Source organism: Mucilaginibacter pedocola, assembly GCF_002013915.1.
GTDB classification, from domain to species: domain Bacteria; phylum Bacteroidota; class Bacteroidia; order Sphingobacteriales; family Sphingobacteriaceae; genus Mucilaginibacter; species Mucilaginibacter pedocola.
Genome location: NZ_MBTF01000023.1, coordinates 149517 through 175013, shown reverse-complemented (window position 1 = coordinate 175013; position 25497 = coordinate 149517). Strand labels below are relative to the sequence as shown.

The window sequence follows — 25497 nt, the reverse complement described above, 5'->3', positions numbered from 1 at the left end:
TATTGCAGATTATTAAAAGGTGAAATACAGGTAAAGTGACTATTTAGATTTTATGGAATCGAGGAAGGCTTCGGTATCTTCGCCCCAGTGGGTGAGTACCCTACATGAAATTTGTATATATTTTTCGCATAACGGCATAAACTCGGAGAATTGCAGTGCAATCGTTATTGCTTCCATAGAGCACTTAAGCGCTTTTTCACGATTTTGAAAAATATTCACATAACTATAGAGCGTTGCCATATTGACTAGCGTCATCGCGACATCCGGTAAAAAAACTTTCGGATTTACTGTCGCCAAATGTCTGCGAATTATAAGAGCCTCTTCATAACCGGAATAAGCCATGGTATAGTCATTTCGAAATCTTTGCGAATTGGCAAGATTGTTCAATGTCATCGCAACATCAGGAAGATAGGTTTGTGGATTTTCTGCGGCCAGTTGTCTGCGTATGGCAAGTGCCCTATTATAATTAGCTTCAGCTTGAACATGTTGACTCCTGTTGCTGTTTAAATTGCCAATGTTATTTAGTGTCGTTGCAAGATCTGGCAAGAAAGTTTGAGGATTTTCTGTAGCTAGTTTAGTGCGAATGCTTAAAGCCTCGGCGTAATTCACCTCTGCTATATCGTATGCATTTCTATTTTTTTGTAATGTGGCATAATTATTTAAAGTGGCTGCTAATTGGTTTAAGTAACTACCGGGATAAGTTGATTCAAGTTGCCTGCTTAGGGAAATTGATTCTTTATAATTAATTTCCGCCTTTTCGTATTCTTGCATATTACTTTGCACGTTGGCTAGATTTTGCAATGTGGTCGCAATATCCTTGAGAAACATTTCCGGGTTTAACGTCGCCAGTTGCCGATAAAGTGCGAGAGCTTGGGTAAAGTTCTCTGTAGCTTTATTATATTCGTTTGCTTGGCTTTGCAAAACGGCGAGATTGTTCAACGCAATTGCTTTTTCTTCCGGGTAATCGGACTGACTTAGAGCTTCGTTAAAATAAAGCTCAGCTTTATCAAACTGATTAACAAACTTAAAAAAATTACCAGCCTCTAACTTATATTTCCATTCGGAACATATCAATGACGCAGATTTAAAACATTCGCTCGCCTCCTCAAAATCAAACTTCAATTTCAGCATTTCCGCACGTAGTAAATAATTATCGGCAAGGTTTCGGCGTTCCCGTTTAGAAACCTCCTCTCTTTGCTGTATAAGCAGCAATTCGTCTTGCAAACGAGCTTCGCTAAGCAAAGCTAACGCTTCATCCAGCTTTGCATTAATGAACAAATTAAACGCCTGTTTGTAAAGTTCGTTACTTGCTGCAATATCCTTTTGAGAAAAGTCTTCAATAATTTTTGTTATCTGGACAGATAGAGAATCGCGCTCTTTGGTAACACGATCCAGTTCAGCAGCCAGAGTGGATACCCTTTCTTCAGTAAGCATTACAACTTTACTTTTGTCAAACAAAGCGTCCTGTAATTCCTTTATTCTCTGATCTTTTTCGTGGGTAAATTTATCGATGAACTCATTTAAAGCTATCCGCAAATTGCCGCCGTCAACCAATTGGAGCACCAAATTGTTGTCGCCATCAATTTTTACAGAATTGTATTGGATGAAGCTCATTAATACTGAATCAATTTTGTTCTACATCATGATCCTCGCCCCGTACTTTGGCGGTATTGTTTGCGGGAGTTTTGCTTGAGCCGCTTCCTTGCTTTACCTTGTTATTTTTACCATCAATATCAAGTTTATTTCGCCTGCTACCGTTCTCGGCGTTCAACTTCATACCCATAAAGCTGGCTTTTACCTTGTCTTTAAAAATTATTGCCAAGACAAGCGCCAATACAAGCAGTCCGTAAATGATATTTTTATACTCCATGGTTGTTAGGTTTAAGTAAGGCTAATATACTTCGTCGTAAGCCGAAATGCAAATTTGCTTACTGATGCCTTTGTGCGATGCCTAACATTACCTACATTTACCCGAGTGCCCCTGCACCACCACCCAATTCATGCGCCCTATATTTTTATTGCTGATAGTCCTTTTATTCGGATTGCCCTGTTATGCCCAAAAGTGTACAGGTAGCCTGGGTGCACCCGCTATAAACGAAACTTTTGGCCGGGGCACAACCAGCGCACCGGGCCCGGCACTGGCAACCGGGCTAACCAACCTGAGGTATTATAACGATAACTGCGGCGGCGATAACGGCGGCGAAGGCGTTTACACGCTGCAAACGTTTATGGGATCGTGTAAGGGCGGCACCTGGCAAACTATAGCGGCAGACCATACCGGCGATGGCAATGGCTATTTTATGGTGATAAACGCCGGCAGCCAGCCCGATGTGTTTTATACACAGCGTGTATCGGGCAATGCGTTATGCCCCAATTCGGTTTATTATTTGGGTGCCTGGATAATGAATATACTGCGCGATATACCACAAACCCAGGGTTTTTCGCAACCGGATATCACTTTTAGGGTGGAGACGCTCGACGGGCAATTACTTGGTGAAGCCAATACCGGCGTAATACCGCCCGAGAGGGGCTCCGGCAAATGGGTGCAATATGGCTCGTTGTTTACCACCCCGGCAGATGGTAGCGATTTTATAGTGAAACTAATAAACAACGCCCCGGGAGGTGCCGGTAACGATTTTGCCATGGACGATATCACCTTCAGCCCCTGCGGGCAGTTAATACCTGTAGGATTTGGTACACTCGGCGATATGACCGCACGCAGCGGTTGCCGGGGCCAAACGCTGCAATATACCTTTGTGGCCGATCCGCAGGAATACAACAACCCATCGTTACAATGGCAGCAAAATTTAAACGACGGTAACGGTTGGCAGGATATCCCGGGGAAAACCGGTGCAAGTGCTACCGTAACCATCAACGCCTCGGGCGCCGGGAAATACTTATACCGCATAGGTGTATTGGGGGCAGAAAAGGTAGGCTCTGAAGCCTGTCGCATATACTCCGACCCGCTGGAGGTTGATGTTTATGCAGAACCCACCATTGTGCTGGCGAGTGCAACAGGCGCTTGCGTTGGCGGCACATTGCAACTAAACAGCAGCGGCGGCGATACCTACGAATGGACCGGGCCTAACGGCTTTACCGCCAATACGCGCAACCCTGTTGTTACTACAGATGCCACAACCGCTAATAATGGCGTTTACCACGTAAAGGTTACCAGCAACGGCTGCGATAGCCACGCCGAAACCACCGTTACTGTATACGAACGCGCCACTGTGCAGCCTATGGTACCTAAAGAAACCTGCGCCGGCACGCCCGTGCAGCTTACACCGCAAACTACCAATGCCACCACCTATAAGTGGACACCCTCCACCGGGCTTGACCATGATGATATTGCCAACCCCATGGCTAACCCTGCCGTGCCCACTACTTACCATTTAGAGGTGAGCAACGCAGGCGGTTGCTCTGCTTCAGATTCTGTTTATGTAAGAGTTTGGCGCCTACCCGTTGCCGATGCCGGACCGGATATTAAACTGATGGAAGGTGACACCGCAAAATTACAGGGTACCGCCACTTTTGATAATTTGGCACAACTCTACTGGACTCCTTCGACATTTCTGGATAACCCCTTATCGGTAAATCCCATAACAAGCGCTACCGATAACATAACTTACACCCTGCACGTAATATCAACCACCTGCGGCGAAAGCACAAGTGATGTGTTCGTGCGGGTTTATAAAAAAATAGCCCCGGCAAATACCTTTACGCCCAATAATGATGGAGTGAACGACCTCTGGAACATTAACAATATTGCCACCTACCCACATGCACAAGTGAGTATTTTCACCAAAAACGGCCAACCCGTTTACCAAAGCAACGGCTACGCCAAACCCTGGGATGGCACGCGCGGCGGCAAACAACTACCTGCCGGTGTTTACTATTACATTATCAATTTAAGGGAAGATAACCTGCCGCCGGTATCGGGTTGGATAACTTTATTACGATAACACACTTGGCTGCAACAAGCGGGCTTTTATATTGTTGATAGTAACAAAGGCTTTAAAGCACAGTCTATTACCAAAACATCGTACCCAATGCCCAGTTACCGCGACCAGGCCCAGTTACAGTTAGCCGAATGGCAGCAGAAGATGCAAAAGAAGCCATCGCTGGTAAACCGTATGGCCAAGGGCTTGCAGGATAAGCTCAATAACCTTATCCCCGAGAAAGTACACAAGGCCATAACCATAACCATCGAAAAAATGGTGAAGGCGGTGCTGTTCGGCGCAAAATATACAGCAAGCGAAATGCTGCCTGCCGATGCCCCTTTGCAACTGCGCGAAAGCCATGTACAATGGCAGATAAGCATCTACCAAAAAACCGCCACGGTAGAAGGTGCGGTTACCGGGGCAGGCGGCATACTATTGGGACTTGCCGATTTCCCGCTGTTGATCGTTATAAAAATGAAGATGTTGTTCAACATAGCATCGCTATATGGTTTTGATGTAAAGGATTACAAAGAGCGGCTATACATCCTCTATATTTTTCAACTCACTTACAGCAGCCAGCAGCACCGCAACGAGGTTTACCGCATATTGCAAGATTGGGACAATTACAGCGCCGGACTGCCGGAAGACGCCGAAAAATTCGACTGGCGCACCTTCCAACAAGAATACCGCGACTACATCGACCTGGCAAAAATAGCACAACTCATCCCCGTAATAGGCGCAGCGGTTGGGGCAATCGCTAACTATAAACTAATAGCACAATTAGGCGAGGCGGCCATGAATTGTTATAGGATGAGGGTGTTGCGGAACTCATAGAATTGCAGTGGCGGCAAAATCTTTAAACAACTTACGCGCACTGTGAATTTGTAACCGGCAGAGGCATCATGGCAACCCTGCAGCAGTTGTGCCTATTGTTTACTGTAGTATAATTTGCCGGTGCTATTAGCGAAGCAAAAAAACTCGCCGTTATCCTCATAAAGTTTTATCAGAGGCGCGTCGGCAGCAAAATAACCGCTTATTAAGAGCGGGATTTTATCAAATATGGTAGGCAGCACCATTGGTTTACCGTTACTGTAATAGTAAAGCTGATATTTATTGCCCTGCCGAAGTACGTAGCCTCCGCTATCGCCTTCAAAATCGCCATGTAAAATATCATCATAAACCGCCGGTATTCGCAATATGCCGTTATCCTCAAGTCCTATCTTTCCATCTTTAAACACAAGGGCTGTACTGCCTAAGAGTTGAGAGCCATTTTTTAGCTGTTCTTTAGCCTTCGGTTTGTAATAGTACGCCCCCCGCCGCTCATACGATTTGATTAATTTAGAACCGGTTTCAGTTGGGGGCGTGAGCTTATTATCGAAAACGCTTTCCGGAAAATCAAAAGCCTGGTCAAAATAGTGTTGACGCGGTGGTGGTGGCGGTACATTTACGGGCTTATTCACTACAACTTGCAGGGCTTTGCCATCGTTTTTTATCACCAACTGATGGCCTATGCCCTTTTCATCAAGGAAAACAAACGTGTAAGACCTATTTTTATAATATACCGATGCGTTATTGGTAAATTCTACATACTTGCTGTTAGCAAAATAAGTTTTAACGATTTTCTTTAGTACTTTATCGTAAAGAAACAAACTTTGCCTGTAGGCAGAGTCGGTTGTGCTTACCAACGTTTGCCTAAGCGATTCTTCCTCTATGCCGTCGAGAGGAGTTATATCGTTGAAATTCCCGTCAATTAATTTTCTGCCATCTACGGTGAACAGGTCATCCCGTTGAACGAAACGGTCGTTGAAGTTTGAGTTTGTCGGGTCGGTAATGCTGTACTTAACCGCTACAAATAAACCATTGGTGTAAAAGTATTCGCTATATGGCAGGTTACTTAGCAATATCTTATTTTGATAAATAAGGCTCGACAAAACTGTGCCGCCCTTTAGATTGTAACCGACGAGCACCTTTTGTTTAAGGTTGCTAACGGTTACCCAATCAAACTGAGGCTTGATAATCATTCGACCACTTTCATCAGCAATCCCAAATTTATCTCCTACTCTAAATGGTACGGGTATACTTTGCCCGTACACGCTAAGCTGTAATAAAAGCAAGCACGCCAATAAGCCGGGTAAGTAAGCCTTCCTCATAGTTGTGCAAATTACTTAAATAACGTTAGTTACAGATGCTGTTTTGAATTATAAACTATCGGGCTATTTTGCTTACTTCAGCCTGTATAGCTTCCCTATTCCGCTTCCTGCCTAAACCGCTCCAATAGTTTATTCACATCCATTTTGGCGTCCAGGTCTTCGGCGTCGGTTTGGTCTTCTTCGTCGGTGTCGGTGTGGAAGGCCTCGGGGGTGTATTTGAAGATGGTCCAGTTGTTATTGTGGTACTCTAAGGCGGTAAGGCTTTCTACCCAGTCGCCGCTGTTGAGGTATAGCACGCTGCCATTGCCTTCGGTAGATTGTATTTCGCGAATTTCGGCGTGGTGTATGTGCCCGCAAATTACGTAGCTGTATTGTTTCTCCACGGCCAGGTCAGCAGCGGTTTGTTCAAAGGCATTAATGAATTTTACGGCATCTTTAAACTTAGCCTTCACCTTTTGCGAGAAACTCATTTTTTGTTTGCCAATGGCGGTTAAAAACCAGTTTACAAAGCTATTGATGAGGATAAGCGAATCGTACCCCACGGCGCCCAACTTAGCAAGCCATTTAGAGTGCTGCATGGTAACATCGAACACGTCGCCGTGGAATATCCAGGCTTTTTTGCCATCGATATTTAAAACTATTTTATTGAGGAGCTGGAAGGTACCGAGGTCGAAATCGGTGAATTTGCGCAGCATTTCGTCGTGGTTACCGGTGAGGTAATACACGGGGATGCCTTCGGTAACAAATTTCAGGATACGGCGCACCACCTTCATGTGGGTTTCGGGCCAGTACGATTTACTGAACTGCCAAATATCAATAATATCGCCGTTGAGGATAAGCATTTTTGGCTTAATGCTTTTCAGGTACTTCAGGAGTTCTTTGGCGTGGCAGCCATATGTGCCCAAATGCACATCAGATATAATTACAATATCAACTTCTCTTTTTGCCATTACTTAGTATTGCGGGGCTACAATGCAAGCCGGCACGTTGTACCGGTATAAAAACAGCAAGTTCGTTTGGAGGGGAAAACGATCATTCGTCGTCATCGTCCTCTTTAACGCTCAGTTCGTAGGGGCTCAGGTAAAACGCGCCGAGCAATACCAAAAGTCCCACTATAAACAGGTAAGCAAATTCAAAATTCATCTCGCTATATTTTTACAAATGTCAGATTATCAGTTTATCTGTATGTTAAGACTCTGTTAAATGTAAAAGGTTTCATGGGCCTACCAATTATTTTTTCAGGAGCGCACAAAAGCCCGATTCAGCAGGTATTCGAAGGTAAATTTGGGCATATAGCCTAAGTGTTTCTTTGCCTTATCGCAAACATAAACCCTATCAATACTTTGGGGGAATACCCAACCGTTACCGGCATAAATGGCAGCAGCTTCGGGGTAATATTTCAGGATAACTTCTGCAGGATTATGTTTGAGTGCAAACACATCTCCCCTGCCAAAAGGCGAGCCGCTGCTGATATTGAATATCTCAAAATCTTTAAACTCCCGGCCCAATGCCAGGCGCAGGGCTTCGGCTCCGTCGCGTTCATCCAGCCCGCGGTACAGGCGGTGGTTGGCTTGCAGGTTATCTTCTTCGGGCAAAAAGCGGCCAACACGGTATACTGATGTTTGTAACCCTTCTTTATAAAAAAAGTCGCGGCAGAGCTGTTCGGTGGTTTGTTTGGTAATGTCGTAAATATCGCGGGGCTGTATGGGCAGCAATTCATCCACCCAAACGGCTTTTTCGGCATCTACCAGGGCTTCGCCATAGATAGAGGTTGTGCTGGTGTACAAAAACTTTTTAACGCCATACTTTACGCAGGCATTCAATAGGTTTAAAGTGCCGAGGATATTGGTATGGATAAAAGCCTCGCGCGAATACTGCAAATCCATATGCCGGCCGTGGTAAGCGGCGGTATGGATAACGGCATCGTACTCATTGGCCAATGCGGACTCAACGGCATCGCGGTCGCGTATATCAAGTAGGGTATTGGCCTGGGCCGAGGCTATCACATCTGCACCTGTTACCTGATGGCCATACGCCCTAAGATGTTGTACGGTAACCGAGCCCAATTTGCCCGAGGCACCCGTGACTAAAACTTTCATTAACAAACGTAAATAACAGGCCGCTTACTTTAGCTGTAAAGTTGCCGTAACAGGATAATGGTCGGATAGCTTTTTCTTGATGATATCGTATTGCAGCACATCAAAATGCTGGCTGGCCATAATATAATCTATCTGGTAATTCGGGAAATCGCCATTGTAGGTTCGCCCCAGGCCCGAGCCTTTTTCGCGGAAGGTATTCTTCATACCCTTTGCCATTTCGTTCATGGCGAACGATGCAGGGGTATCATTAAAATCGCCCGAAAAAATGTAGGGGTAAGGGCATTGCTTGGCGTGAGCCTTAATGGTAAACACCTGGTCGGCACGTTTTAAAAATGCGATTTTTAATTTACTGCCTAAGCGCTTGGTGGCCGACATATTGGTTTTGCCCTGCTTAGATACTTCGCCCAAATATTTATAATCCTCCGGCTCAAATTTTATCGATTGCAGGTGCATGCTGTAGAGCCTTATTTTTTTATCGCCTTTTTTAATATCAACAAACAAGCACTGGTTGCCCGTTACCTTACCCGAAAGCGATATGAGCCCGAAATTGAAGATAGGGTAACGCGAAAAAACTGCCATCCCCGAGGCCTGGTCGTAATTCACGTCAAAAGGTTCAAAATAATAATATTCGCTGCCTATTATTTTCTTCAGCGAATCTATCATATCGTACTGGCCGCGCTTACGGGTATAAAACTCCTGTATGCCAATAATGTCGGGGTTATATTGAGTAATCAGCTCTAAAATTTCGTGTTTGGTAGATATATCGTTATTGGCGCCGTATTTCCTGAAATCGTGGGCGTTGTAGGTCATCACCTTCAGCATATCGGCGCTTGGGGCAGACGGGGCTTCGCTTTTAGCGCGGAAACCAATATTGTTGAAGAGTACGTTATAACCTATGAGGATGGAAACGATGGAAAGCAGCGCATACAGCTTTCTGCGCAGCAGCCAGTAAACGGCGGCAATGGCGTTAAATAATAACAGCGGCGGGTAGGCCAACCCAAAGAAAGCGATCAACCAGGCATTGCGCGGATCGGTATAGGGGGCAAGGTAACTAAGCAGCAGGGCGGCGCACAATGCATAGTTTATCCACAAAAGTATCTTACCAAAAAAACCTAAGCTTTTTTTATCCTTCATTATTGTTGCTTGCCCGCGATAGGGTCTCTCGTTCCTGTTTGCTCAGGCTTTCGTAGCCCGAGGCACTTATTTTGTCTAAAATACGGTCTATTTCGTCCTGCCGAGGCAAATTGTTGTTCTTTTTTTGTTGAGGCTCAAAGCTTACCACTTTCATTTTAGGTTTAGGCTGAAACATTTTGTTGATGCTGCCTATCCAGTCGTTACCTTTTTGCAGTTGCCTGATGTATACAAAGCCAAATAACGCGCCGCCAAGGTGGGCAATTTCGCCGCCTGCATTACTGCCGGCAATGCTTAAAAAATCAACAACTACATAAAATATGGCCAGCCATTTTAGTTTTACCGGGCCAATAATAATGAGCGAGATGGTATGATCGGGCAGCAAAGTTGCCGTAGCCACCATTACCGCCATAACACTGGCCGATGCGCCAACGATAACACCACCCGAAGCGGCATTGATGCTGGTGAAAGCAGGTAGCAAATTATACGCCGCTACAAACAAAAAGCCGCCGGTTAGCCCACCCAGCAGGTAAAGGCCAATGGTACGCTTGTTGCCCAGGTACTCTTCAAATATCTGCCCCATCCAATACAGCCAAAGCATGTTAAAAAGGATGTGCAGAATACCTGCGTGCATAAACATGTAAGTAACGGGCGTCCAGAAATGATAGAGCAGCGTACGGAGGTCTGCGGGAAGTAGCAGGTACTTTTGTGTAAAATCGATAATAGGGTTGCTATCCAAACGGGTAACCAAACCAAGCAGTACCGAAGGGATATTGATAGCCAAATAAACAATAACGTTTATACCAATAAGCAAATTGATCTTATTGCCCGATCTGGACATTTTATACTGAATATCTCGCCACAGCGTGTTCATAAGCTATGATTACAATAAAAATTATTAATAATTGTTTTTCTTCCTGAGCCCCCATATGGTAATCAGGATAAAACCAATAAGTGCGCCACCGAGATGGGCAAAGTGCGCTATGTTATCGCCGGGCGCTTGCCTAACTCCGGAAAATAATTCTAACACAACATAACCTAAGGCATAGTATTTAGCCTTAACGGGTACGGGTATAAATAGCACCATCATCTCCAGTTCGGGAAACAACAGGCCAAAACCAACCAGGATACCGAAAACTGCTCCTGACGCACCAACCATTGGGAAATTATATATACTGTATAATTTTATTGCCTCTTTTTCCCCTCCGCCATAGTTAAAATAGGAGCTTTCCAGTTCGGGATGCGGAATGGTGAATGCCCCCGTTACTGCATGCAATTGTATAGCCTGCACTATCATATACAGTACAAACGCGCCCAGCCCCGTCATGAAGTAGTAGTTAAAAAAACGCTTTGAACCCATTACCTGTTCCAACATGGGGCCGAACATAAATACGGCGAACATATTAAAAAATATGTGCGTGAACCCGCCATGCATAAACATGTAAGTGATGGGTTGCCATGGCTTAAATGATGGCGATGCCGGGTAGTATGCGCCTAAAAACTTCTCCAGGTCTATAAACTGAGCTAAAGCGTAAGTAGCTACAAAAAACAGGATATTAATTATAACAAGGTTCTTTACAACCGGCGTTAGATTTGCAAATGGTGACTGCATTTTCTGTATAAAAATATTTAAAAGCTTTGCCGGTTATTTATCAAACCGCTCGGCTAATTCGTTCAGGGTAAAGGTAGTAATTACGGGCTTGCCATTCAGGGCTAAATTGGGCATTTCGCAGGCAAAAAGTTGGTCTATCAACTGGTTCATCTCTTCCATCGATAATTTGGTACCCGTTTTTATGGCTGCATTACGCGCCAATGAGCGGGCAAGGTTATCGCGCTTATCAACCTTTAATATAGCCAGGTTGTTTTTAAAGCCTTCCAGCAAATGCTCCAGCAATTCGTGCTCGTTTGCATTGGTAATATCTGCCGGTACGCCCTCTACCACAACCGTGTTTTTACCGAACTCGCGTATATCAAAACCCAATGCGCGTATATCGGGCAAAAGCTCTCTCAATAACTCAAAATCGCTGCTGTTTAGTGTAACCGACTGCGGAAATAAACTCTGCTGGCTTACACCGCTATGGTTGTCCAATTGCTGCAAATAGCGTTCATACAAAATACGCTCGTGCGCGGCCTGCTGGTTTATCAGCATAAAGCCCGATTTTATTTGCGATAGTATAAAGCGGTTATGCACCTGGAAGAACTGCTTATCGCCCCCCTTGGTTACCTCCTGCTCGTTTATTTGCGTTACCGGCTCCACATGCATTTGCTGCTGCAGGCTTTCTTCCTTGCGGGCAATCTCGTAAAGGGTATCCCAGTTTTTAGGGATGGCCGTGCGCGGGCTGCTACTGCTATGGCTATCGCGCAAAAACGGTATTTCCCGCTCGGGGCGCTTCTCGGCCGCAAAGGGATTAAAATCCGGGTTGAAAGCAATGGTAGGCTGCACAATTTCCTCGAAAGGTTTTTGCGTAATCAGGTGCCCGATGCTGTTCTCCTGGTCGAAATCAAGCGTAGGTGTAATGTTATACTTCCCCAACGAGCGCTTCACCGCCGAGCGGATGATGGCATAAATGGCCTTCTCGTCCTGGTATTTTATTTCGGTTTTGGTAGGGTGTACGTTGATATCAATTTTTGATGGGTCGATATCGATGTACAGCACGTAAAGCGGGTAGGTATCATCGGGCAGTAACTCTTCAAAAGCCGTAAGCACCGCATGGTTCAGGTAAGCATCTTTAATAAAACGGTTGTTCACAAAAAAGAACTGCTCGCCGCGGGTTTTGCGGGCAAACTCGGGCTTGCCTACGTAGCCGTGCAGTTTTATGATGGTGGTATCTTCCTCTACCGGCACTAACCGTTGGTTGTAGTTATTGCCCAGCAGGTGCACAATGCGTTGCTTTAACGATGCCGCCGGCAAATGGTAAACCTCCTGTCCATCGTGATGCAGGGTTAAAAACACCTGCGGATTGGCCAGCGCTACACGCTGAAACTCATCAATAATATGGCGCATCTCTACCGGGTTACTCTTCAAAAAGTTGCGGCGCGCCGGCGTATTATAAAAAAGGTTTTTTATGGATATGGAAGTACCTGCAACAGCCGAGCAAGGCTCCTGTTTAATTACCTCGCTACCTTCAATGCAAATGCAGGTGCCCAGTTCGTCTTCGTGGCGGCGGGTTTTTAGTTCTACCTGCGCAATAGCGGCAATAGATGCCATGGCCTCGCCGCGGAAACCCATGGTGCGGATAGCAAATAGGTCGTCCGCCTTGCGTATTTTTGAAGTAGCGTGGCGTTCAAAGCACATGCGGGCATCGGTAACGCTCATGCCGCAACCGTTATCAATTACCTGTATCAGGCCCTTGCCTGCATCCTTTAATATCAGTTGTATCTTATCAGCCCCGGCATCTATGGCGTTCTCTATCAATTCTTTCACGGCCGATGCCGGGCGCTGCACCACTTCGCCTGCGGCTATTTGGTTAGCTACCGAATCGGGTAAAAGCTGTATTATATCTGGCATTTAAATGTGGTCCCTTCTCCCGTTTTCGCACGGAGTCATTTTCGATGCTAAATTAAATATTTGCTTGCATATGTTTAGGATAGGCTGCGGCTTAGTTATCCCCACCTGCTTGTTGCATAGGGCGGCGCGCCCAATAATGACATTCAGGAAATAATAGGAATAGTAGCTGGCGGGCAGTTTTATGGGCACGGTTAGCACGGTGGCTCACTACGGCGCTATTTTTACTCACCCCGGGTTCGCTATCGCTGCCCGACCCTCTCTCCGCAAGCAGAAAGAGGGTGAGCTTCATTTCCTCCACCCTCTTTACGAAGTAGAGAGGGTCGAACAGCGTAGCGCATTCGGGGTGAGTCAACTCGCAGTTCACCACCTTACCCCTTACAGGAATTGCTATAAAATTGATACCATAAAAAATTATGTTTTTGATGCCCTAACTTTACCTTTACATACTTGTATATAATAATACACTTAGGTATACCCCCATTTACGATATGAAGAAACTATGGCCCCTGCTGCTTGTGCTTGTAGCCGCCTGTAAACAAAAGGAATACAACGCCGATACCCTTGTAAAAAACGCCCTCATTTATACGGTGGACAGTAATTTTTCTACCGCCAATGCTTTCGTTGTAAGCAACGGAAAAATCATTTCGGTTGGCGATGCTGATACTCTCGAGAAAAAATACCTTGCCAAAGAGGTGATAGATGCCGGCGGCAAACCGGTTTACCCCGGCTTTATTGATGCCCATACACACTTTTTTGAATATGGGTTAGGCCTGCAGCAAGTGAACCTGGTAGGCAGCAAAAGCTGGCAGGCTATACTGGATACGGTAAAAACCTTTGCCGCAAAAAGCACCGAAGGCTGGATAATTGGCAACGGCTGGGACCAAAACATTTGGGCCGTAAAGCAATTCCCCAATAAGGCCAAGCTTGACTCGCTGTTCCCCGTGCGCCCGGTTATTTTGAGCCGGATAGACGGGCATGCCGCCATTGCCAACCAGGCCGCATTGAATATTGCAGGTATTAAACCCGGACAAACCATTACCGGCGGGCAAATAGAAACTGTTGGCGGCAAACTCACCGGCATTTTGGTTGATAACGCAGTGGGCATTGTTACGCGCAAAATACCCGAGCCAACCGAGCAACTGGTGCAAACCGCATTGCTGGATGCGCAGAGGAATTGCTTCGCCGTAGGCCTAACCACGGTTGACGATTGCGGGCTACCTTACACCATGGTAAGCACTATTGCCGCCCTGCAGCACAAAGGCGACCTGAAAATGCGCATGTACCTGATGCTGGCCGATAAAGAAGAAAACTACGAGTACCTGTTTAAACGCGGCGCTTACAAAACACCGGGACTTAATGTACGCGCCTTTAAAGTTTATGGCGATGGTGCATTAGGCTCGCGCGGGGCATGTTTGCTGAAGCCTTATAGCGACAAAGCCAACTGGAACGGCTTCTTGCTGAGCAGCAAAGCCCATTTTGAAGAAGTGGCCAAAAAGATAGCCGAACACGGTTTCCAGATGTGTACCCACGCCATTGGCGACTCTACCAACCGCGCCATACTAAAAATTTATGCTGATGTGCTTAAAGGCAAAAACGATAAACGCTGGCGCATAGAGCACGCGCAAATTGTATCGCCCGAGGATGTAAAATACTTCGGCAACTTTAACATTATTCCATCGGTGCAGCCTACGCATGCTACATCAGATATGGCATGGGCCGGTACCCGCCTTGGTGCGCAAAGGCTAAAAAGCGCTTACGCTTATAAAGGCCTGATGAAGCAAAACGGCTGGATTCCGTTGGGGACCGATTTCCCGGTAGAAAACATAAACCCTATGTACACGTTCTACGCAGCGGTGGTACGTAAAGATTTGAAGGGCTTGCCCGAAGGTGGTTTCCAGATGGAGAATGCGCTTAGCCGCACCGAAGCACTGAAAGGCATGACCATTTGGGCAGCCAAAGCCAACTTTGAAGAAAGCGAAAAAGGCAGTATAGAGGTTGGCAAGTATGCCGATTTTGTGATACTGGATAATGATATTATGAAGGTGGATGGCAGCCAGCTGCCTAATGTGAAAGTTATAAAGACATATATAAATGGTGTTAAGGTTTATGAGAAAAAATAAGCAGAATTTATGCCTTCTGCTTTTATCGGGCTTTGTGGTTTTTAATTCGGCATGTGCGCAAAACCCGCCCATCAACAGCAAAAACTTCCTGCAGGAACAACAAGCGGCAGAGCTAAGCACCGTTCTGTTAAATAACGACAAGCAGGTTATCCCGCTGCAAAACCTCGAATCGGCAAAAATTGCCAGCATACATTTCTCGGCACCCAATGCCGCCACATTTGATAGTCTGGCCAACAAATACACCAAAGTGCAGCCTTTTGATGGCAGCGCCTATTTAGGCGTAAAAACGCTGGATGCCCTCTCTTTAGACACCAAGTTTTACAATACCCTCATTGTTCAACTCGCCGATGGCGACATCAACAACGCGCAGATATTGGATTTTATCACTACTAACCAAAAGGTGAAAACGGTGATTGTATCTCTGCTGGGTAACGATAAGTCGCTTATTAAGCTGAATGATGTTGCCGGTCCGCTTATCTGGTCGGCAAAGGTTACGCCTGTTTCGGCAATGTATAGTGCAGAGGCCCTGTTCGGCGGGGTAGCGGTTACGCAAAAGCTTACCAAAACTTATACGCCAAAATTTGCAACAGGCACCGGTTCGCTCACCGCCCGTGTACGCCTGCAATACACCGTACCCGAAGATGCAGGGATAAAGACAGACAACCTTTCGGCCATTGATAAAATTGCTAAAGAGGCCATCAGCAGCCATGCAACCCCGGGCTGCGTGGTAATGGTGATCAAAGATGGCAAGGTAATTTACAATAAAGCTTACGGCTACCATACCTATGATAACCGCATAGCCGACCGCACAGATGATATTTTCGATGTGGCCAGCATGACCAAAATATCGGCTACTACAATGGAGAGCATGCAACTGTACGACCAGGGCAAACTCTCGCTCGATTCTACCGCAGGCAGTTACCTGGCTTTGGCGCGTAAAAGCAATATCAAAACCCTAACCGTGCGCGAAATGCTGCTGCACCAGGCAGGGCTTATTCCCGATATTCAAACCTTTACCAAAATAAAACCTACGGATTACACGGTTGATTCGTCTGCCAACTTCCCTACCAAGGTTAACGATAATTACTTTTTGCGGAAGAATTATTTTGAAGAAGTAATGTGGCCCGATATGCTGAACGCCCCCATAAAAACACGCGGGCAATATGTATACAGCGATGTGGGCATGTGCATAATGCAGCAGATAGTGGAAACCGTTACGGCAAAGCCCATTAATCAATATGTGCAGCAGCAGTTTTACAACCCGCTGGGCATGCAAACCGCAGGCTACCTGCCGCTGTACCGTTTCCCTGCCGACCGCATACCGCCAACCGAAGACGATAAAAAAGACCGCCATACATTAATTGACGGCTACGTGCACGACCCAACAGCGGCACTGATGGGGGGCGTAGCTGGCCACGCCGGTTTATTTGCCAGTGCCAATGATATTGGCATTATGTACCAAATGATGCTGAACCGCGGCAGCTACGGCGGCGTGCAATACATCAAACCCGAAACGGTTGACCTGTTCACCTCCAAACAAAGCGCCATAAGCCGCCGCGGCCTCGGCTTTGACCGTTGGGACCCCATTGCTGACCACAAATACCCCTCGCAACTGGCTTCCGACCAAACCTATGGCCACACCGGCTTCACCGGCACCTGCGTATGGGTAGACCCAAAGTATAACCTGGTTTACGTTTTCCTGAGTAACCGCGTACACCCCGATGTAAGCAGCAAATTAGGGAGCCTAAACATCCGCCCGAGGATACAGGATGCTATTTATGAAGCGATAAATAAGGGGATGTAGGGATTGTAAAATCATTTGTATCTTTGTTTTAAGCAACGGACCAACGACATGGCTCACAACACATTCAAACCAATTTTTGAGAGAACATTATCCGAGCAATCGGAGTTGTTAGCCCCACAGATGACGAAAGTGCAGTTAGAGAACCTGCGCGAAGGCTTATACAATAGCTACCGCGATGCCCACTATAAAGCGGGCAATATATTTATCAGGCAGTATCAAAGCCATCGGGAGGTTGTTAAAATAGATGCCGCTACTGGGCATACAGAGATCATCAAAACTATACGGTAATGGCAACCCCGCAACTGTATGTTTTTGCTGGACCCAATGGTGCCGGCAAAAGTACTTTTGCTACATCAATGATTCCCTCTGGAACGCCAATATTCGACGGAGACAAAAAATTTGCCGAACTAAAATCCTTTTTCTATGACCTGGACGAAAGTAAAATTTGGCTCTCCGTCACTGACGTTTTCTTTCCGGAATGGAAAGAAGAAATGATCAGCAGTAAAAAAGATGCTGCTTTTGAAACCAATTTCCGCGATTCGCAGGTCATTAATTCCGTTAAACAATTTATGAATGCCGGCTTCGAATCCCGGCTTATTTTCATGGGCTTGGATTCTGTAGAAGCGAGTATTGAGAGGGTCGAATTAAGGGTTGCAAAAGGCGGGCATAATGTATCTGTAGAATACATCAATATTAACTTTGAAAAGAGTTTGCAGAATCTCTCACAATACTACCAAACTTTTACTTCAGTACACCTTTATCAAAATTTCCAGCCGCCGGGGCAGAATATAGATATGGTACCGCTGATGAATGTGAGCAACGGACAGATCATTGAAGAAGCAGTGCACTTACCCGTTTGGGCAAACAACTTTAAGTCTGTGATCAATAAGGCTAAAACATAAAAAGGAACGAGCGGCATTAGTTGCTCGTTCCTTTTTATAACCCTCTGTCATTTCGAGGGAAGCGAAGCGACGAGAAATCCTGTTCGGCTTTGCATGAACGCTTAGCATTACCGCTTTGCATCATGAACAAGATTTCTCCTCACGCCACGCTCTTTCCCTCCCCGCTGCTCGTTCGAAATGACAACGGTAATTTTTTTGTACTTTTTAATCTATCCACTCAAACCTTGTATATGGCACCAATACCTCCGGTATTTTAATGCCTTGTTCGGTTTGGTTATTCTCCAGTAATGTAGCTACTATACGCGGCAAAGCCAACGCGCTACCGTTCAGCGTGTGGGCCAATTGGGTTTTGCCTTCAGCGTTACGGAAACGCAGTTTCAGGCGGTTGCTTTGGAAAGTTTCGAAATTCGATACCGAAGATACTTCCAGCCAGCGGCCCTGTGCAGCGCTCCAGGTTTCCATATCGTAAGTTAACGATGCGGTAAAGCTCATATCGCCACCGCAAAGGCGCAATACACGGTATGGCAAGCCCAGTTTCTGTAACAGGCCTTGTACGTGTGCGCTCATTTGCTCCAATACATCGTATGAAGTATCGGGATGTACCACCTGTACCAATTCCACTTTATCGAATTGGTGCAAACGGTTCAAACCACGTACGTGGGCACCGTAAGAACCCGCTTCGCGGCGGAAGCATGGGGTGTAGCCGGTATTACGAACGGGCAACTCCTCGCCTTTTAGTATCACATCGCGGTACAAGTTGGTGATAGGCACTTCGGCTGTGGGTATCAGGTACAGGTTATCCTGCCCTACAAAATACATCTGGCCTTCTTTATCCGGCAATTGCCCGGTGCCAAAGCCCGATGCCTCGTTCACCATCAGCGGCAACATTACTTCGTTGTAGCCAGCTTTCTCGGCCTCATCTAAAAAGAAAGCAATTAAGGCGCGTTGTAACTTAGCACCTTTCCCTTTATATACCGGGAAACCCGCGCCGGTTATTTTAACACCCAGTTCAAAATCTATCAAATTGTATTTGCTCGCCAGTTCCCAATGCGGCAAAGCACCTGCGGGTAGCGTTGGTATAGCGCCATTCTCCAGTACTACTTCGTTCTCTTCGGGCGTAATGCCTTTTGGTACAGATGTATGCGGCAGGTTGGGCAACAACACAATTTTATCCTGCAATTCGGCTTCAACAGCAGCCAAAGCCTCGCCAAGTTGTTTGCCTTCTTCTTTCCATTTACCGGTATTGGCTTTAATGGCTTCGGCCTCTTCTTTTTTACCGGTGCGCATCAGTTCGCCAATTTGTTTGGCAGCTGCGTTAGACTGGGCGGAAACGTTGTCGAGCTGAGTTTGAGTATGGCGGCGTTTATCATCCAACGCTATCACCTCATCTACCAATTCGGGCTGTTTGAAATTTTTTACAGCCAAACGTTCTAAAACCTGTTCCCTGTTATCACGGATATAACTAACTTGCAGCATTATTATAATTTTTAGGCAAAGATATAAATAAGTCCATAGTCCATAGTCGATAGTCCATAGATATTTAAGCCACTGTTGATAGTGGTTATTAGTACTAAAGTATTCGAGATGCTATCGTCCATCGACCATGGACCATGGACAAAATAGCCACCCATGAACCAAGCAACAGGTAAACTCTACTTAGTACCCACGCCCATAGGCAATTTGGAGGACATGACCTTCAGAGCCATCCGTATTTTGAAGGAGGCCGACCTGATACTGGCCGAGGACACACGTACCTCCGCCCCTATGCTAAAACACTTCGATATTCAAAATAAGGTGTTCGCGCATCACCAGCACAACGAGCACCAAAGCAGTAACGAGATCATCAAATTCCTGCTGATGGGGCAAAACATTGCACTGATATCTGATGCAGGCACCCCTGCTATCTCCGACCCGGGCTTTTATTTAGTTCGCGAGGCTTTGAAATTCAACATCGCGGTAGAATGCCTTCCCGGCGCAACCGCATTTGTGCCCGCATTGGTAAATTCGGGCTTCCCTACCGATAAGTTTTGTTTTGAAGGTTTTCTCCCCTTGAAAAAAGGGCGCCAAACCCGTTATAAACAATTGGCTACCGAAGAGCGCACCATGATACTTTACGAGTCGCCTCACCGTTTATTGAAAACGCTGGAAGAGATGGCCACCTACTGGGGTGCCGACAGGCAGATATCCGTATCGCGGGAGCTCACCAAAATGTTCGAAGAAACCGTACGCGGCACCGTTACCGAGGTAAAGGCCTACTTTGAAACCCACCCCATGAAGGGCGAGTTTGTGATGTGCGTTGCCGGTGCAACACCGGCCGAGGGGGATAAAAAGAAAAAGAAATACGGAAACGACGAGGAAGACGACGAATAACCTCCCTTACTTTGCACACTACGAGGTTGCTTCGCTATCGCTCGCAATGACATAGTGGAATAGCAATGATGTAGTTAATCAGCAGCACTTAATTTTACATGAAAAAAAACATCCTCCTATCCATATTCTCAGGTTTAATGCTTTGGCTGGCCTGGCCGCCAACTCCGTATACCACCGTTTTCCTGTTCATTGGTTTTGTACCTATGTTGCTAATGATGGAGAATATTATCAACTCCAACTCCGCCAAAAAAGGGAAGCTGATATTCAACAGCACCTTTATCGGCTTTTTTATTTGGAATACGTTGTGCGTTTACTGGGTTTATAACTCATTAAAAACCATAGGCCCAATTGTGGCCATACCCGTTACACTGATACCTTACTCCTTAGGCCCTTTGCTGATGAGTACCGCCTGCTGGCTGTATTATCGTTTACGTTTAAAAACCAACCGCACTATCGGGCTTATCGGCCTGGTTTGTTTTTGGATAGGCTACGAATACCTGCACCAAAGCTGGGACCTCAACTTCCCCTGGATGACTTTGGGCAACGGCTTTGCCACCATGCACCAGTGGGTACAATGGTACGAGTACACCGGCGTATACGGCGGCACCATTTGGGTGTGGGCAATTAACATACTGGTGTTTTTAATGTATATAAGCATCCGCGAAGCGCAAACAGCAAAATACAAGCAGAGGCTGGTAATAGCTTTTACGCTGACTTTAGTGATTCCTTTCAGTATTTCTCTTAGCCGCTATTACGATTATGTGGAAGAACCTAATCCATCCAACGTCATAGTTGCCCAACCCAATATCGACCCTTACTTAAAGGGTGGAGAAATACCTGTTTTCAAACAGATAGCAACGCTTACCAAACTATCCGATTCATTAGCGCAGCCTAATACAGAATTTTTTATCTGGCCCGAAACGGCGATATCTGATCTTATCGACGAGGAGCATATATCGAGCAACGGATATTACCAGCAAGTAAGGCGTTTCTTAGATAAATACAAAAACGGCAATGTACTCACCGGCGGCGAAACCTATAAGTTATATGATAAGCAAATAAACCAAACCGCCAGCCCGGTACCCGGCGGTGGCTATTGGGACCGCTACAGTAGTGCCATCAATATCGAAAATTTAGATAGGGTGCAGTTTTACCACAAATCGCGCCTGGTACCGGGAGCCGAGTCGCTTCCTTTTAGCGATGCCTTATCGTTTTTAAAACCTGTATTTGCCCATTTGGGTGGCGCTACAGGTACTTACACCTTGCAAACCGAGCCTGGTGTATTTTATGCACAGAGCGGCATAGGCGTAGCGCCGGTTATTTGCTACGAATCGCTTTGGGGCGATTGGATAGCGCGTTCGGTTGGCCAGGGCGCACAATTTATTGCCATTATTACCAATGATGGCTGGTGGGAAAATACCTCGGGGAAAGACCAGCACCTGGATTATGCCAAACTTCGCGCTATTGAAACCCGCCGTTGGGTTGCCCGCTCGGCCAATACGGGTATCTCGGCATTCATTAACCAGCGTGGTGATGTGGTGCAGCAAAGCAAATGGTGGGTGCGTACGGCACTGAAACAAAATATTAACCTCAACAGTAATATCACCTTCTACGTAGCGCATGGCGATTACCTGCCAAAACTGGGTAGTATTTTGGCGGTATTGGGAATTCTGTCTTTGTTAGTGAGATCGTTTTTCAGGAAGAAAGTTGTAGCCTAAATAAAATTCCCTCCTCGGGGAGGGGTGCGGCTAGCCTGAGCGCAAACGCAGGGAGGGGTTTAGCCATAACGCTTACCACATGCAAAGTTCGCTAAACCCCTTCCTCCTCCTTCCCCAGGGAAGGAATCCCATCGCCCTACGCTTTTTTAACGTCCCCAATGCTTAGCCCTACTTATTGTTCTCCGCCCTGCGTTTCACCGGGTTTTGGTTGATATTGCTATTGGTATCCAATTGGTTATAAACCAATACCACCACCTGGCTACTCAATTGCTTAACCTCTTTCAACTCCAGCGAATGGCGGTTTTTGATCTGGTGGAAGAATGATTTGCCCCCGGCAACAATAGCGGGGTTTACCAATATGCGTATCTCATCCACCAGGCCCGAATCCAGCATCGCGGCGGCAAAATCTCCCCCTCCTACTATTTGGATATCTTTCCCTTCAGATGCCTTTATTTTCTTTATCTCAGTTTCCAAGTCGCCGCTGTTGATGGAGGTGTTTTCCCAACCGGATTCTTTTAACGTTTTAGAAAAGACGATATGCGGTGTAGCTTCGGCAAGTTTGGCGTACTCTACCTCATGCGCCGAAAATTTCTCCGGTTCGGCCAGTGCCTTTTTCCAGTAGTTACGGTATTCGGCCCACATGCCGCGACCCAACAGGAACAAATCGACTTTACTTTTAAGCATACCGAACAGGTCGCCCCAGGCTTCATCGTCGTCCGGCTGCATCCAGCTCATATCGCCGTTCTTGCCTTCTACGTAACCATCAAGCGAGGTTTGCATCGATAAAATTATCCTTCTCATAGTGCAGGTTATTTTTATTCAAATATCTGCGGTGTAAGAATTGTTTAAGGGATGCAAAGGCGACAAGTATCGGGTAGTTTACGACAAAGAAACTACTCCATAAACCAAAAATGTCATTTCGAACGAACTGCGGGCTGGGGAGTGCGTGGCGTGAGGAGAAATCTTCGGCGCAACGGCATGCGCTCATGCAAAGCGGTAATAACCGGCGCCCATACTAAGTGTCGAAGATTTCTCACCCACTCACGCTCGCAGCCACCGCTTCAGGGTTCGAAATGACAAAATGGTTTATAAACGCAAGAAGCCCGGCATGCCGGGCTTCTTGCGTTTATAATTAGTTCTATCGGAGAATCTTTAAATCAAGCGAATCATGGTCAGCCGTTACGCTCTATAATAAACTCCAGTAGATCGTTTATGGGTTGTTTAATGATCTTGCCTACATGCACGCCACTTTCTTCGCAAACGGCTTTCAGCTCATCGGTAAAGGTATAAGCTATGGAGCCTACAAAGTTGCATTTGTATTTGGCGTACTGCGGGTACGATTTTACGTTGGTATCTACAAACTCCTGGAATATATTCCGGAGTACGTTTTGAGCATACTCGGTTTCGCGTATCTCGCTGATGAAACGCGAGAACGATGCCAGGTAAGTATTAGCTGCAGGCTTTTGGTAAACATTTTTTATCACCACTTCTTTATCCAAATGGTAAGCCGCCTCAAATTTCTGATGGATATCATGCGGCATACGGCCATACAGAAAATCGATAACCAGCGTTTTGCCGATGATGGTGCCTGCCCCTTCGTCGCCCAATACATAGCCCAGGCCGTGTTGCCCGTCGTGTATTTCTTCGCCATCAAAGAAAGATATATTAGAGCCTGTACCTAAAATACAACAAAAGCCTTTCTCCTTGCCGCAGGTGGCATAGGCCGATGCCAGCAAGTCGCTATCTACGCTGATGTATGATTGTGGAAAAAGTACGCTAAGCGCGTTGGAAACTATCTCGTGCCTGTCGGGGCTTGAGCAGCCCGCGCCAAAAAAGTATATTTCTTTTATCTCGGGTGCGTAAGGTATCAGATCGGTTATCTGCTCCTGAAGTATTTTAAGTATTTCTTTTTCGGTAAGAAAGTAGGGGTTCAGCCCTACCGATTTAAATGCTTTGGGTTCGCCGTCGGTGCCCGAGAGCAACCAGTCGGTTTTCGACGACCCGCTATCTGCTACTAATATCATGTGCTAAGTTCTTCCAGCGCCTCGTAGGTAAGGGGTTTATGAATAAATTGCGCTACGTGCCTGCTGTTTAACGAGTTGTTGCGGTCGGTAGGGTCCAGCGAGGAAGACAGCATGATTATCTTTACCGGCGTTTCGGTATCCAGTTGCAGTTTATCGTATTCCTCCAAAAACTCAAACCCGCTCATATCCGGCATACGTACATCCAGGAAAATAATATCGGGTTTTATCACGCCTTGCTCCAAAGCCAATAAGGCTTGCCCGGGCGATTGCTGTACTATAATGTTCTCGGCAAAATTGCCGCTTTCCAAAATTTTGCGCGTAACAAAATTGTCGATATAATTATCGTCAATGAGCAAGCAAGTTTTGTAGCGGACAGGCATGCTCAAAATTAATCTTTTAAAGCAAATTAATCTACTTTATTGAATATTTATACTGTTAGTTATCTGCTTTAAAGTCACTTCGGCCATTTTGCTTTGGTATTGCGCCGAAAAATAGGTGGATTGCGCATCAAGGTAATTGCGTTGTGCCGTGCGTACCTCCAATGGGGTGATATTGCCCAGGCGGTATTTCTCCAGCGATATCTCCATATTCTTGCGGGCAAGGTCAACGTTCGATTCGCCGAGCTTCACCAGGTCGAGCCCCGCAAGGTAGGCTACGTAAAAGCTGCTTATCTGCGCCTCTACATCCAGCATGGTTCTTTTATAGTTCAGGTCGGCGTTATCTATCTGTAGTTTGGCATTACGCTCTTTGCGCCATTGGTTCAAACCATCAAATATGTTTACCGAAGCTGTTAACCCATACGCAAAACCCCGCGCATTTTGCTGCAGGGTAAAACCCGCCGGCGATTTACTGCGCGAGAAAGTATAGCCCGAGGTTACACCCACAACGGGATAGCGCGTGCTGCGTACCTGTTTCAGGTTTATCTCGGCAAGGCGCTTGTTTATTTGCGATGAGATGAGCGCCGGGTTTTGCGTTTGCGCCTTACTGATGATGTCGCCCAGTATCAATGAGCGGTCTATCATGATCGTATCGCCTACCGCGAAATCGGTTTGCAGATCGCGCACCAGCAATTGGTTCAGTTGTATTTTGGTGGTTTTAAATTGCTGCAGTTGGGTTATCAGTGCGGCAGTATCGGTATTTAAATTCACCTGTGCATTATAAACATCCAACCTCGATACCCTGCCCACGGCAAACTTATCGTTAGAGTAACGCAGCTGCGTGCGCGATATTTCTATGGCGCCACGCAGGGCCTTTATCTGCTCGTTTTGGCTCACCAAATTATAATAGGTGTTTATTACGTTGGCAATGGTGCTTTGTACGGTATCCTGCAAACGTATGCCTCCAAGCTTATCCAATTGCTTCAACTGGTCGTAATTGGCGAACATGGCAAAACCATCAAATACCGTCCAGTTAAGGTTTACGCCGTAGTTGAGGTTGCTGTTGTGGGCGTTATCAATATTGTTTACCGTGCCATCGCTACGGGTTTGCCGGGTGGTTTGTATACTGCTGTTTTGCGTAAGGCTACCGGTTACCTGTGGTAAAAAGCCTGCATTACCCAACGTAACGTTATTGCCCGATATGGTAGCATTATTTTGCGACAGCTTAATGTTATAGTTGTTCTTCAGGGCTATCTCCACAGCTTCGCGCAGGGTAAGCGGCTGGGCATCCTGTGCCTTTGCGCTTAGGGCAGCACAGCAAAAAAACAAGCCTATTATATATTTAAAGTTCAT

The 25497-nt window shown here is 46.3% G+C and carries 22 protein-coding genes; 8 read left to right on the top strand and 14 right to left on the bottom strand.

What is annotated here, in order from left to right:
- Positions 1 to 39 precede the first annotated feature (39 nt).
- Positions 40 to 1614, bottom strand: a complete 1575-nt coding sequence (locus BC343_RS18285; RefSeq protein WP_078349237.1) for a tetratricopeptide repeat protein — start codon at positions 1612 to 1614, stop codon at positions 40 to 42.
- Positions 1615 to 1624: 10 nt separating this feature from the next.
- The gene (locus tag BC343_RS18280; protein ID WP_078349236.1) at positions 1625 to 1870 is read right to left on the bottom strand and encodes a hypothetical protein; all 246 of its coding nucleotides are present in this window, start codon (positions 1868 to 1870) and stop codon (positions 1625 to 1627) included.
- Between the two features lie 130 nt (positions 1871 to 2000).
- On the opposite strand from BC343_RS18280, the gene BC343_RS18275 reads away from it, so the two are divergent.
- Together BC343_RS18275 and BC343_RS18270 are read left to right on the top strand one after the other, a co-directional pair.
- The gene (locus BC343_RS18275) at positions 2001 to 3962 is read left to right on the top strand and encodes a gliding motility-associated C-terminal domain-containing protein (protein ID WP_078349235.1); all 1962 of its coding nucleotides are present in this window, start codon (positions 2001 to 2003) and stop codon (positions 3960 to 3962) included.
- Between the two features lie 87 nt (positions 3963 to 4049).
- Positions 4050 to 4775: an EcsC family protein gene (locus BC343_RS18270; RefSeq protein ID WP_078349234.1), complete on the top strand. Its 726-nt coding sequence runs from the start codon at positions 4050 to 4052 to the stop codon at positions 4773 to 4775.
- Between the two features lie 92 nt (positions 4776 to 4867).
- On the opposite strand, the gene BC343_RS18265 is transcribed toward BC343_RS18270, so the two are convergent.
- From BC343_RS18265 to mutL, 7 genes are all read right to left on the bottom strand, one after another.
- Positions 4868 to 5962, bottom strand: a complete 1095-nt coding sequence (locus tag BC343_RS18265; RefSeq protein ID WP_078349233.1) for a hypothetical protein — start codon at positions 5960 to 5962, stop codon at positions 4868 to 4870.
- Positions 5963 to 6186: 224 nt separating this feature from the next.
- Positions 6187 to 7041: a UDP-2,3-diacylglucosamine diphosphatase gene (locus tag BC343_RS18260; protein ID WP_078349232.1), complete on the bottom strand. Its 855-nt coding sequence runs from the start codon at positions 7039 to 7041 to the stop codon at positions 6187 to 6189.
- A 288-nt stretch (positions 7042 to 7329) separates the two neighbouring features.
- Entirely contained in the window at positions 7330 to 8190 is an 861-nt protein-coding gene (locus BC343_RS18255; RefSeq protein ID WP_078349231.1) for an NAD-dependent epimerase/dehydratase family protein, read from the bottom strand.
- A 24-nt stretch (positions 8191 to 8214) separates the two neighbouring features.
- Positions 8215 to 9324 (bottom strand): endonuclease/exonuclease/phosphatase family protein, encoded by a 1110-nt coding sequence (locus BC343_RS18250; RefSeq protein ID WP_078349230.1) that lies wholly within the window; start codon positions 9322 to 9324, stop codon positions 8215 to 8217.
- Positions 9314 to 10195, bottom strand: a complete 882-nt coding sequence (locus BC343_RS18245; RefSeq protein ID WP_078349229.1) for a rhomboid family protein — start codon at positions 10193 to 10195, stop codon at positions 9314 to 9316. The genes BC343_RS18250 and BC343_RS18245 overlap by 11 nt, the downstream gene beginning before the upstream one ends.
- Before the next feature lie 24 nt (positions 10196 to 10219).
- A complete protein-coding gene (locus tag BC343_RS18240; protein ID WP_078349228.1) occupies positions 10220 to 10933 on the bottom strand; it encodes a rhomboid family intramembrane serine protease in 714 nt (237 codons plus the stop codon).
- 33 nt (positions 10934 to 10966) lie between these two features.
- The gene (mutL, locus tag BC343_RS18235; protein ID WP_078349227.1) at positions 10967 to 12829 is read right to left on the bottom strand and encodes a DNA mismatch repair endonuclease MutL; all 1863 of its coding nucleotides are present in this window, start codon (positions 12827 to 12829) and stop codon (positions 10967 to 10969) included.
- Between the two features lie 488 nt (positions 12830 to 13317).
- Between mutL and BC343_RS18225 the strand changes: the two genes are divergently transcribed.
- The 4 genes from BC343_RS18225 (at position 13318) to BC343_RS18210 (ending at position 17655) form a co-directional block, all read left to right on the top strand.
- Positions 13318 to 14949: an amidohydrolase gene (locus tag BC343_RS18225; RefSeq protein ID WP_078349225.1), complete on the top strand. Its 1632-nt coding sequence runs from the start codon at positions 13318 to 13320 to the stop codon at positions 14947 to 14949.
- The gene (locus BC343_RS18220) at positions 14936 to 16753 is read left to right on the top strand and encodes a serine hydrolase domain-containing protein (RefSeq protein WP_078349224.1); all 1818 of its coding nucleotides are present in this window, start codon (positions 14936 to 14938) and stop codon (positions 16751 to 16753) included. The genes BC343_RS18225 and BC343_RS18220 overlap by 14 nt, the downstream gene beginning before the upstream one ends.
- Before the next feature lie 120 nt (positions 16754 to 16873).
- Positions 16874 to 17041 (top strand): hypothetical protein, encoded by a 168-nt coding sequence (locus BC343_RS31085; RefSeq protein ID WP_156088765.1) that lies wholly within the window; start codon positions 16874 to 16876, stop codon positions 17039 to 17041.
- The gene (locus tag BC343_RS18210) at positions 17041 to 17655 is read left to right on the top strand and encodes a zeta toxin family protein (RefSeq protein ID WP_078349222.1); all 615 of its coding nucleotides are present in this window, start codon (positions 17041 to 17043) and stop codon (positions 17653 to 17655) included. The genes BC343_RS31085 and BC343_RS18210 overlap by 1 nt, the downstream gene beginning before the upstream one ends.
- 204 nt (positions 17656 to 17859) lie before the next feature.
- On the opposite strand, the gene serS is transcribed toward BC343_RS18210, so the two are convergent.
- The gene (serS, locus tag BC343_RS18205) at positions 17860 to 19131 is read right to left on the bottom strand and encodes a serine--tRNA ligase (protein ID WP_078349221.1); all 1272 of its coding nucleotides are present in this window, start codon (positions 19129 to 19131) and stop codon (positions 17860 to 17862) included.
- Positions 19132 to 19284: 153 nt separating this feature from the next.
- Between serS and rsmI the strand changes: the two genes are divergently transcribed.
- Both rsmI and lnt read left to right on the top strand, forming a co-directional pair.
- On the top strand, positions 19285 to 20025 hold the full coding sequence (gene rsmI / locus BC343_RS18200) for a 16S rRNA (cytidine(1402)-2'-O)-methyltransferase (protein WP_078349220.1): 741 nt from the start codon (positions 19285 to 19287) through the stop codon (positions 20023 to 20025).
- 98 nt (positions 20026 to 20123) lie between these two features.
- Complete coding sequence (lnt, locus tag BC343_RS18195) at positions 20124 to 21743, top strand: apolipoprotein N-acyltransferase (RefSeq protein WP_078349219.1); 1620 nt, start codon at positions 20124 to 20126, stop codon at positions 21741 to 21743.
- A gap of 168 nt (positions 21744 to 21911) precedes the next feature.
- Here lnt and BC343_RS18190 read toward each other — a convergent pair whose 3' ends face one another.
- The 4 genes from BC343_RS18190 to BC343_RS18175 all read right to left on the bottom strand — a co-directional run bounded on the left by BC343_RS18190 (position 21912) and on the right by BC343_RS18175 (position 25497).
- Positions 21912 to 22544 carry a dihydrofolate reductase family protein gene (locus BC343_RS18190; RefSeq protein WP_078349218.1) on the bottom strand — a complete coding sequence of 211 codons (633 nt, stop codon included), beginning with the start codon at positions 22542 to 22544 and terminating at the stop codon, positions 21912 to 21914.
- Between the two features lie 371 nt (positions 22545 to 22915).
- Positions 22916 to 23767, bottom strand: a complete 852-nt coding sequence (locus BC343_RS18185) for an N-acetylglucosamine kinase (RefSeq protein ID WP_078349217.1) — start codon at positions 23765 to 23767, stop codon at positions 22916 to 22918.
- Entirely contained in the window at positions 23764 to 24147 is a 384-nt protein-coding gene (locus BC343_RS18180) for a response regulator (RefSeq protein WP_078349216.1), read from the bottom strand. The genes BC343_RS18185 and BC343_RS18180 overlap by 4 nt, the downstream gene beginning before the upstream one ends.
- A gap of 36 nt (positions 24148 to 24183) precedes the next feature.
- On the bottom strand, positions 24184 to 25497 hold the full coding sequence (locus BC343_RS18175; protein ID WP_078349215.1) for a TolC family protein: 1314 nt from the start codon (positions 25495 to 25497) through the stop codon (positions 24184 to 24186).

What these genes read in the sequence shown, in the direction of transcription:
- rsmI (WP_078349220.1), top strand. Translation starts at nt 19,285, where the DNA reads ATGAACCAAGCAACAGGTAAACTCTACTTAGTACCCACGCCCATAGGC.
- serS (WP_078349221.1), bottom strand. Translation starts at nt 19,131, where the DNA reads ATGCTGCAAGTTAGTTATATCCGTGATAACAGGGAACAGGTTTTAGAA.
- BC343_RS18220 (WP_078349224.1), top strand. Translation starts at nt 14,936, where the DNA reads ATGAGAAAAAATAAGCAGAATTTATGCCTTCTGCTTTTATCGGGCTTT.
- lnt (WP_078349219.1), top strand. Translation starts at nt 20,124, where the DNA reads ATGAAAAAAAACATCCTCCTATCCATATTCTCAGGTTTAATGCTTTGG.
- BC343_RS18280 (WP_078349236.1), bottom strand. Translation starts at nt 1,870, where the DNA reads ATGGAGTATAAAAATATCATTTACGGACTGCTTGTATTGGCGCTTGTC.
- BC343_RS18210 (WP_078349222.1), top strand. Translation starts at nt 17,041, where the DNA reads ATGGCAACCCCGCAACTGTATGTTTTTGCTGGACCCAATGGTGCCGGC.
- BC343_RS18185 (WP_078349217.1), bottom strand. Translation starts at nt 23,767, where the DNA reads ATGATATTAGTAGCAGATAGCGGGTCGTCGAAAACCGACTGGTTGCTC.
- BC343_RS18270 (WP_078349234.1), top strand. Translation starts at nt 4,050, where the DNA reads ATGCCCAGTTACCGCGACCAGGCCCAGTTACAGTTAGCCGAATGGCAG.
- mutL (WP_078349227.1), bottom strand. Translation starts at nt 12,829, where the DNA reads ATGCCAGATATAATACAGCTTTTACCCGATTCGGTAGCTAACCAAATA.
- BC343_RS18245 (WP_078349229.1), bottom strand. Translation starts at nt 10,195, where the DNA reads ATGAACACGCTGTGGCGAGATATTCAGTATAAAATGTCCAGATCGGGC.
- BC343_RS31085 (WP_156088765.1), top strand. Translation starts at nt 16,874, where the DNA reads ATGACGAAAGTGCAGTTAGAGAACCTGCGCGAAGGCTTATACAATAGC.
- BC343_RS18225 (WP_078349225.1), top strand. Translation starts at nt 13,318, where the DNA reads ATGAAGAAACTATGGCCCCTGCTGCTTGTGCTTGTAGCCGCCTGTAAA.
- BC343_RS18260 (WP_078349232.1), bottom strand. Translation starts at nt 7,041, where the DNA reads ATGGCAAAAAGAGAAGTTGATATTGTAATTATATCTGATGTGCATTTG.
- BC343_RS18240 (WP_078349228.1), bottom strand. Translation starts at nt 10,933, where the DNA reads ATGCAGTCACCATTTGCAAATCTAACGCCGGTTGTAAAGAACCTTGTT.
- BC343_RS18255 (WP_078349231.1), bottom strand. Translation starts at nt 8,190, where the DNA reads ATGAAAGTTTTAGTCACGGGTGCCTCGGGCAAATTGGGCTCGGTTACC.
- BC343_RS18285 (WP_078349237.1), bottom strand. Translation starts at nt 1,614, where the DNA reads ATGAGCTTCATCCAATACAATTCTGTAAAAATTGATGGCGACAACAAT.
- BC343_RS18175 (WP_078349215.1), bottom strand. Translation starts at nt 25,497, where the DNA reads ATGAACTTTAAATATATAATAGGCTTGTTTTTTTGCTGTGCTGCCCTA.
- BC343_RS18250 (WP_078349230.1), bottom strand. Translation starts at nt 9,324, where the DNA reads ATGAAGGATAAAAAAAGCTTAGGTTTTTTTGGTAAGATACTTTTGTGG.
- BC343_RS18265 (WP_078349233.1), bottom strand. Translation starts at nt 5,962, where the DNA reads ATGATTATCAAGCCTCAGTTTGATTGGGTAACCGTTAGCAACCTTAAA.
- BC343_RS18275 (WP_078349235.1), top strand. Translation starts at nt 2,001, where the DNA reads ATGCGCCCTATATTTTTATTGCTGATAGTCCTTTTATTCGGATTGCCC.
- BC343_RS18180 (WP_078349216.1), bottom strand. Translation starts at nt 24,147, where the DNA reads ATGCCTGTCCGCTACAAAACTTGCTTGCTCATTGACGATAATTATATC.
- BC343_RS18190 (WP_078349218.1), bottom strand. Translation starts at nt 22,544, where the DNA reads ATGAGAAGGATAATTTTATCGATGCAAACCTCGCTTGATGGTTACGTA.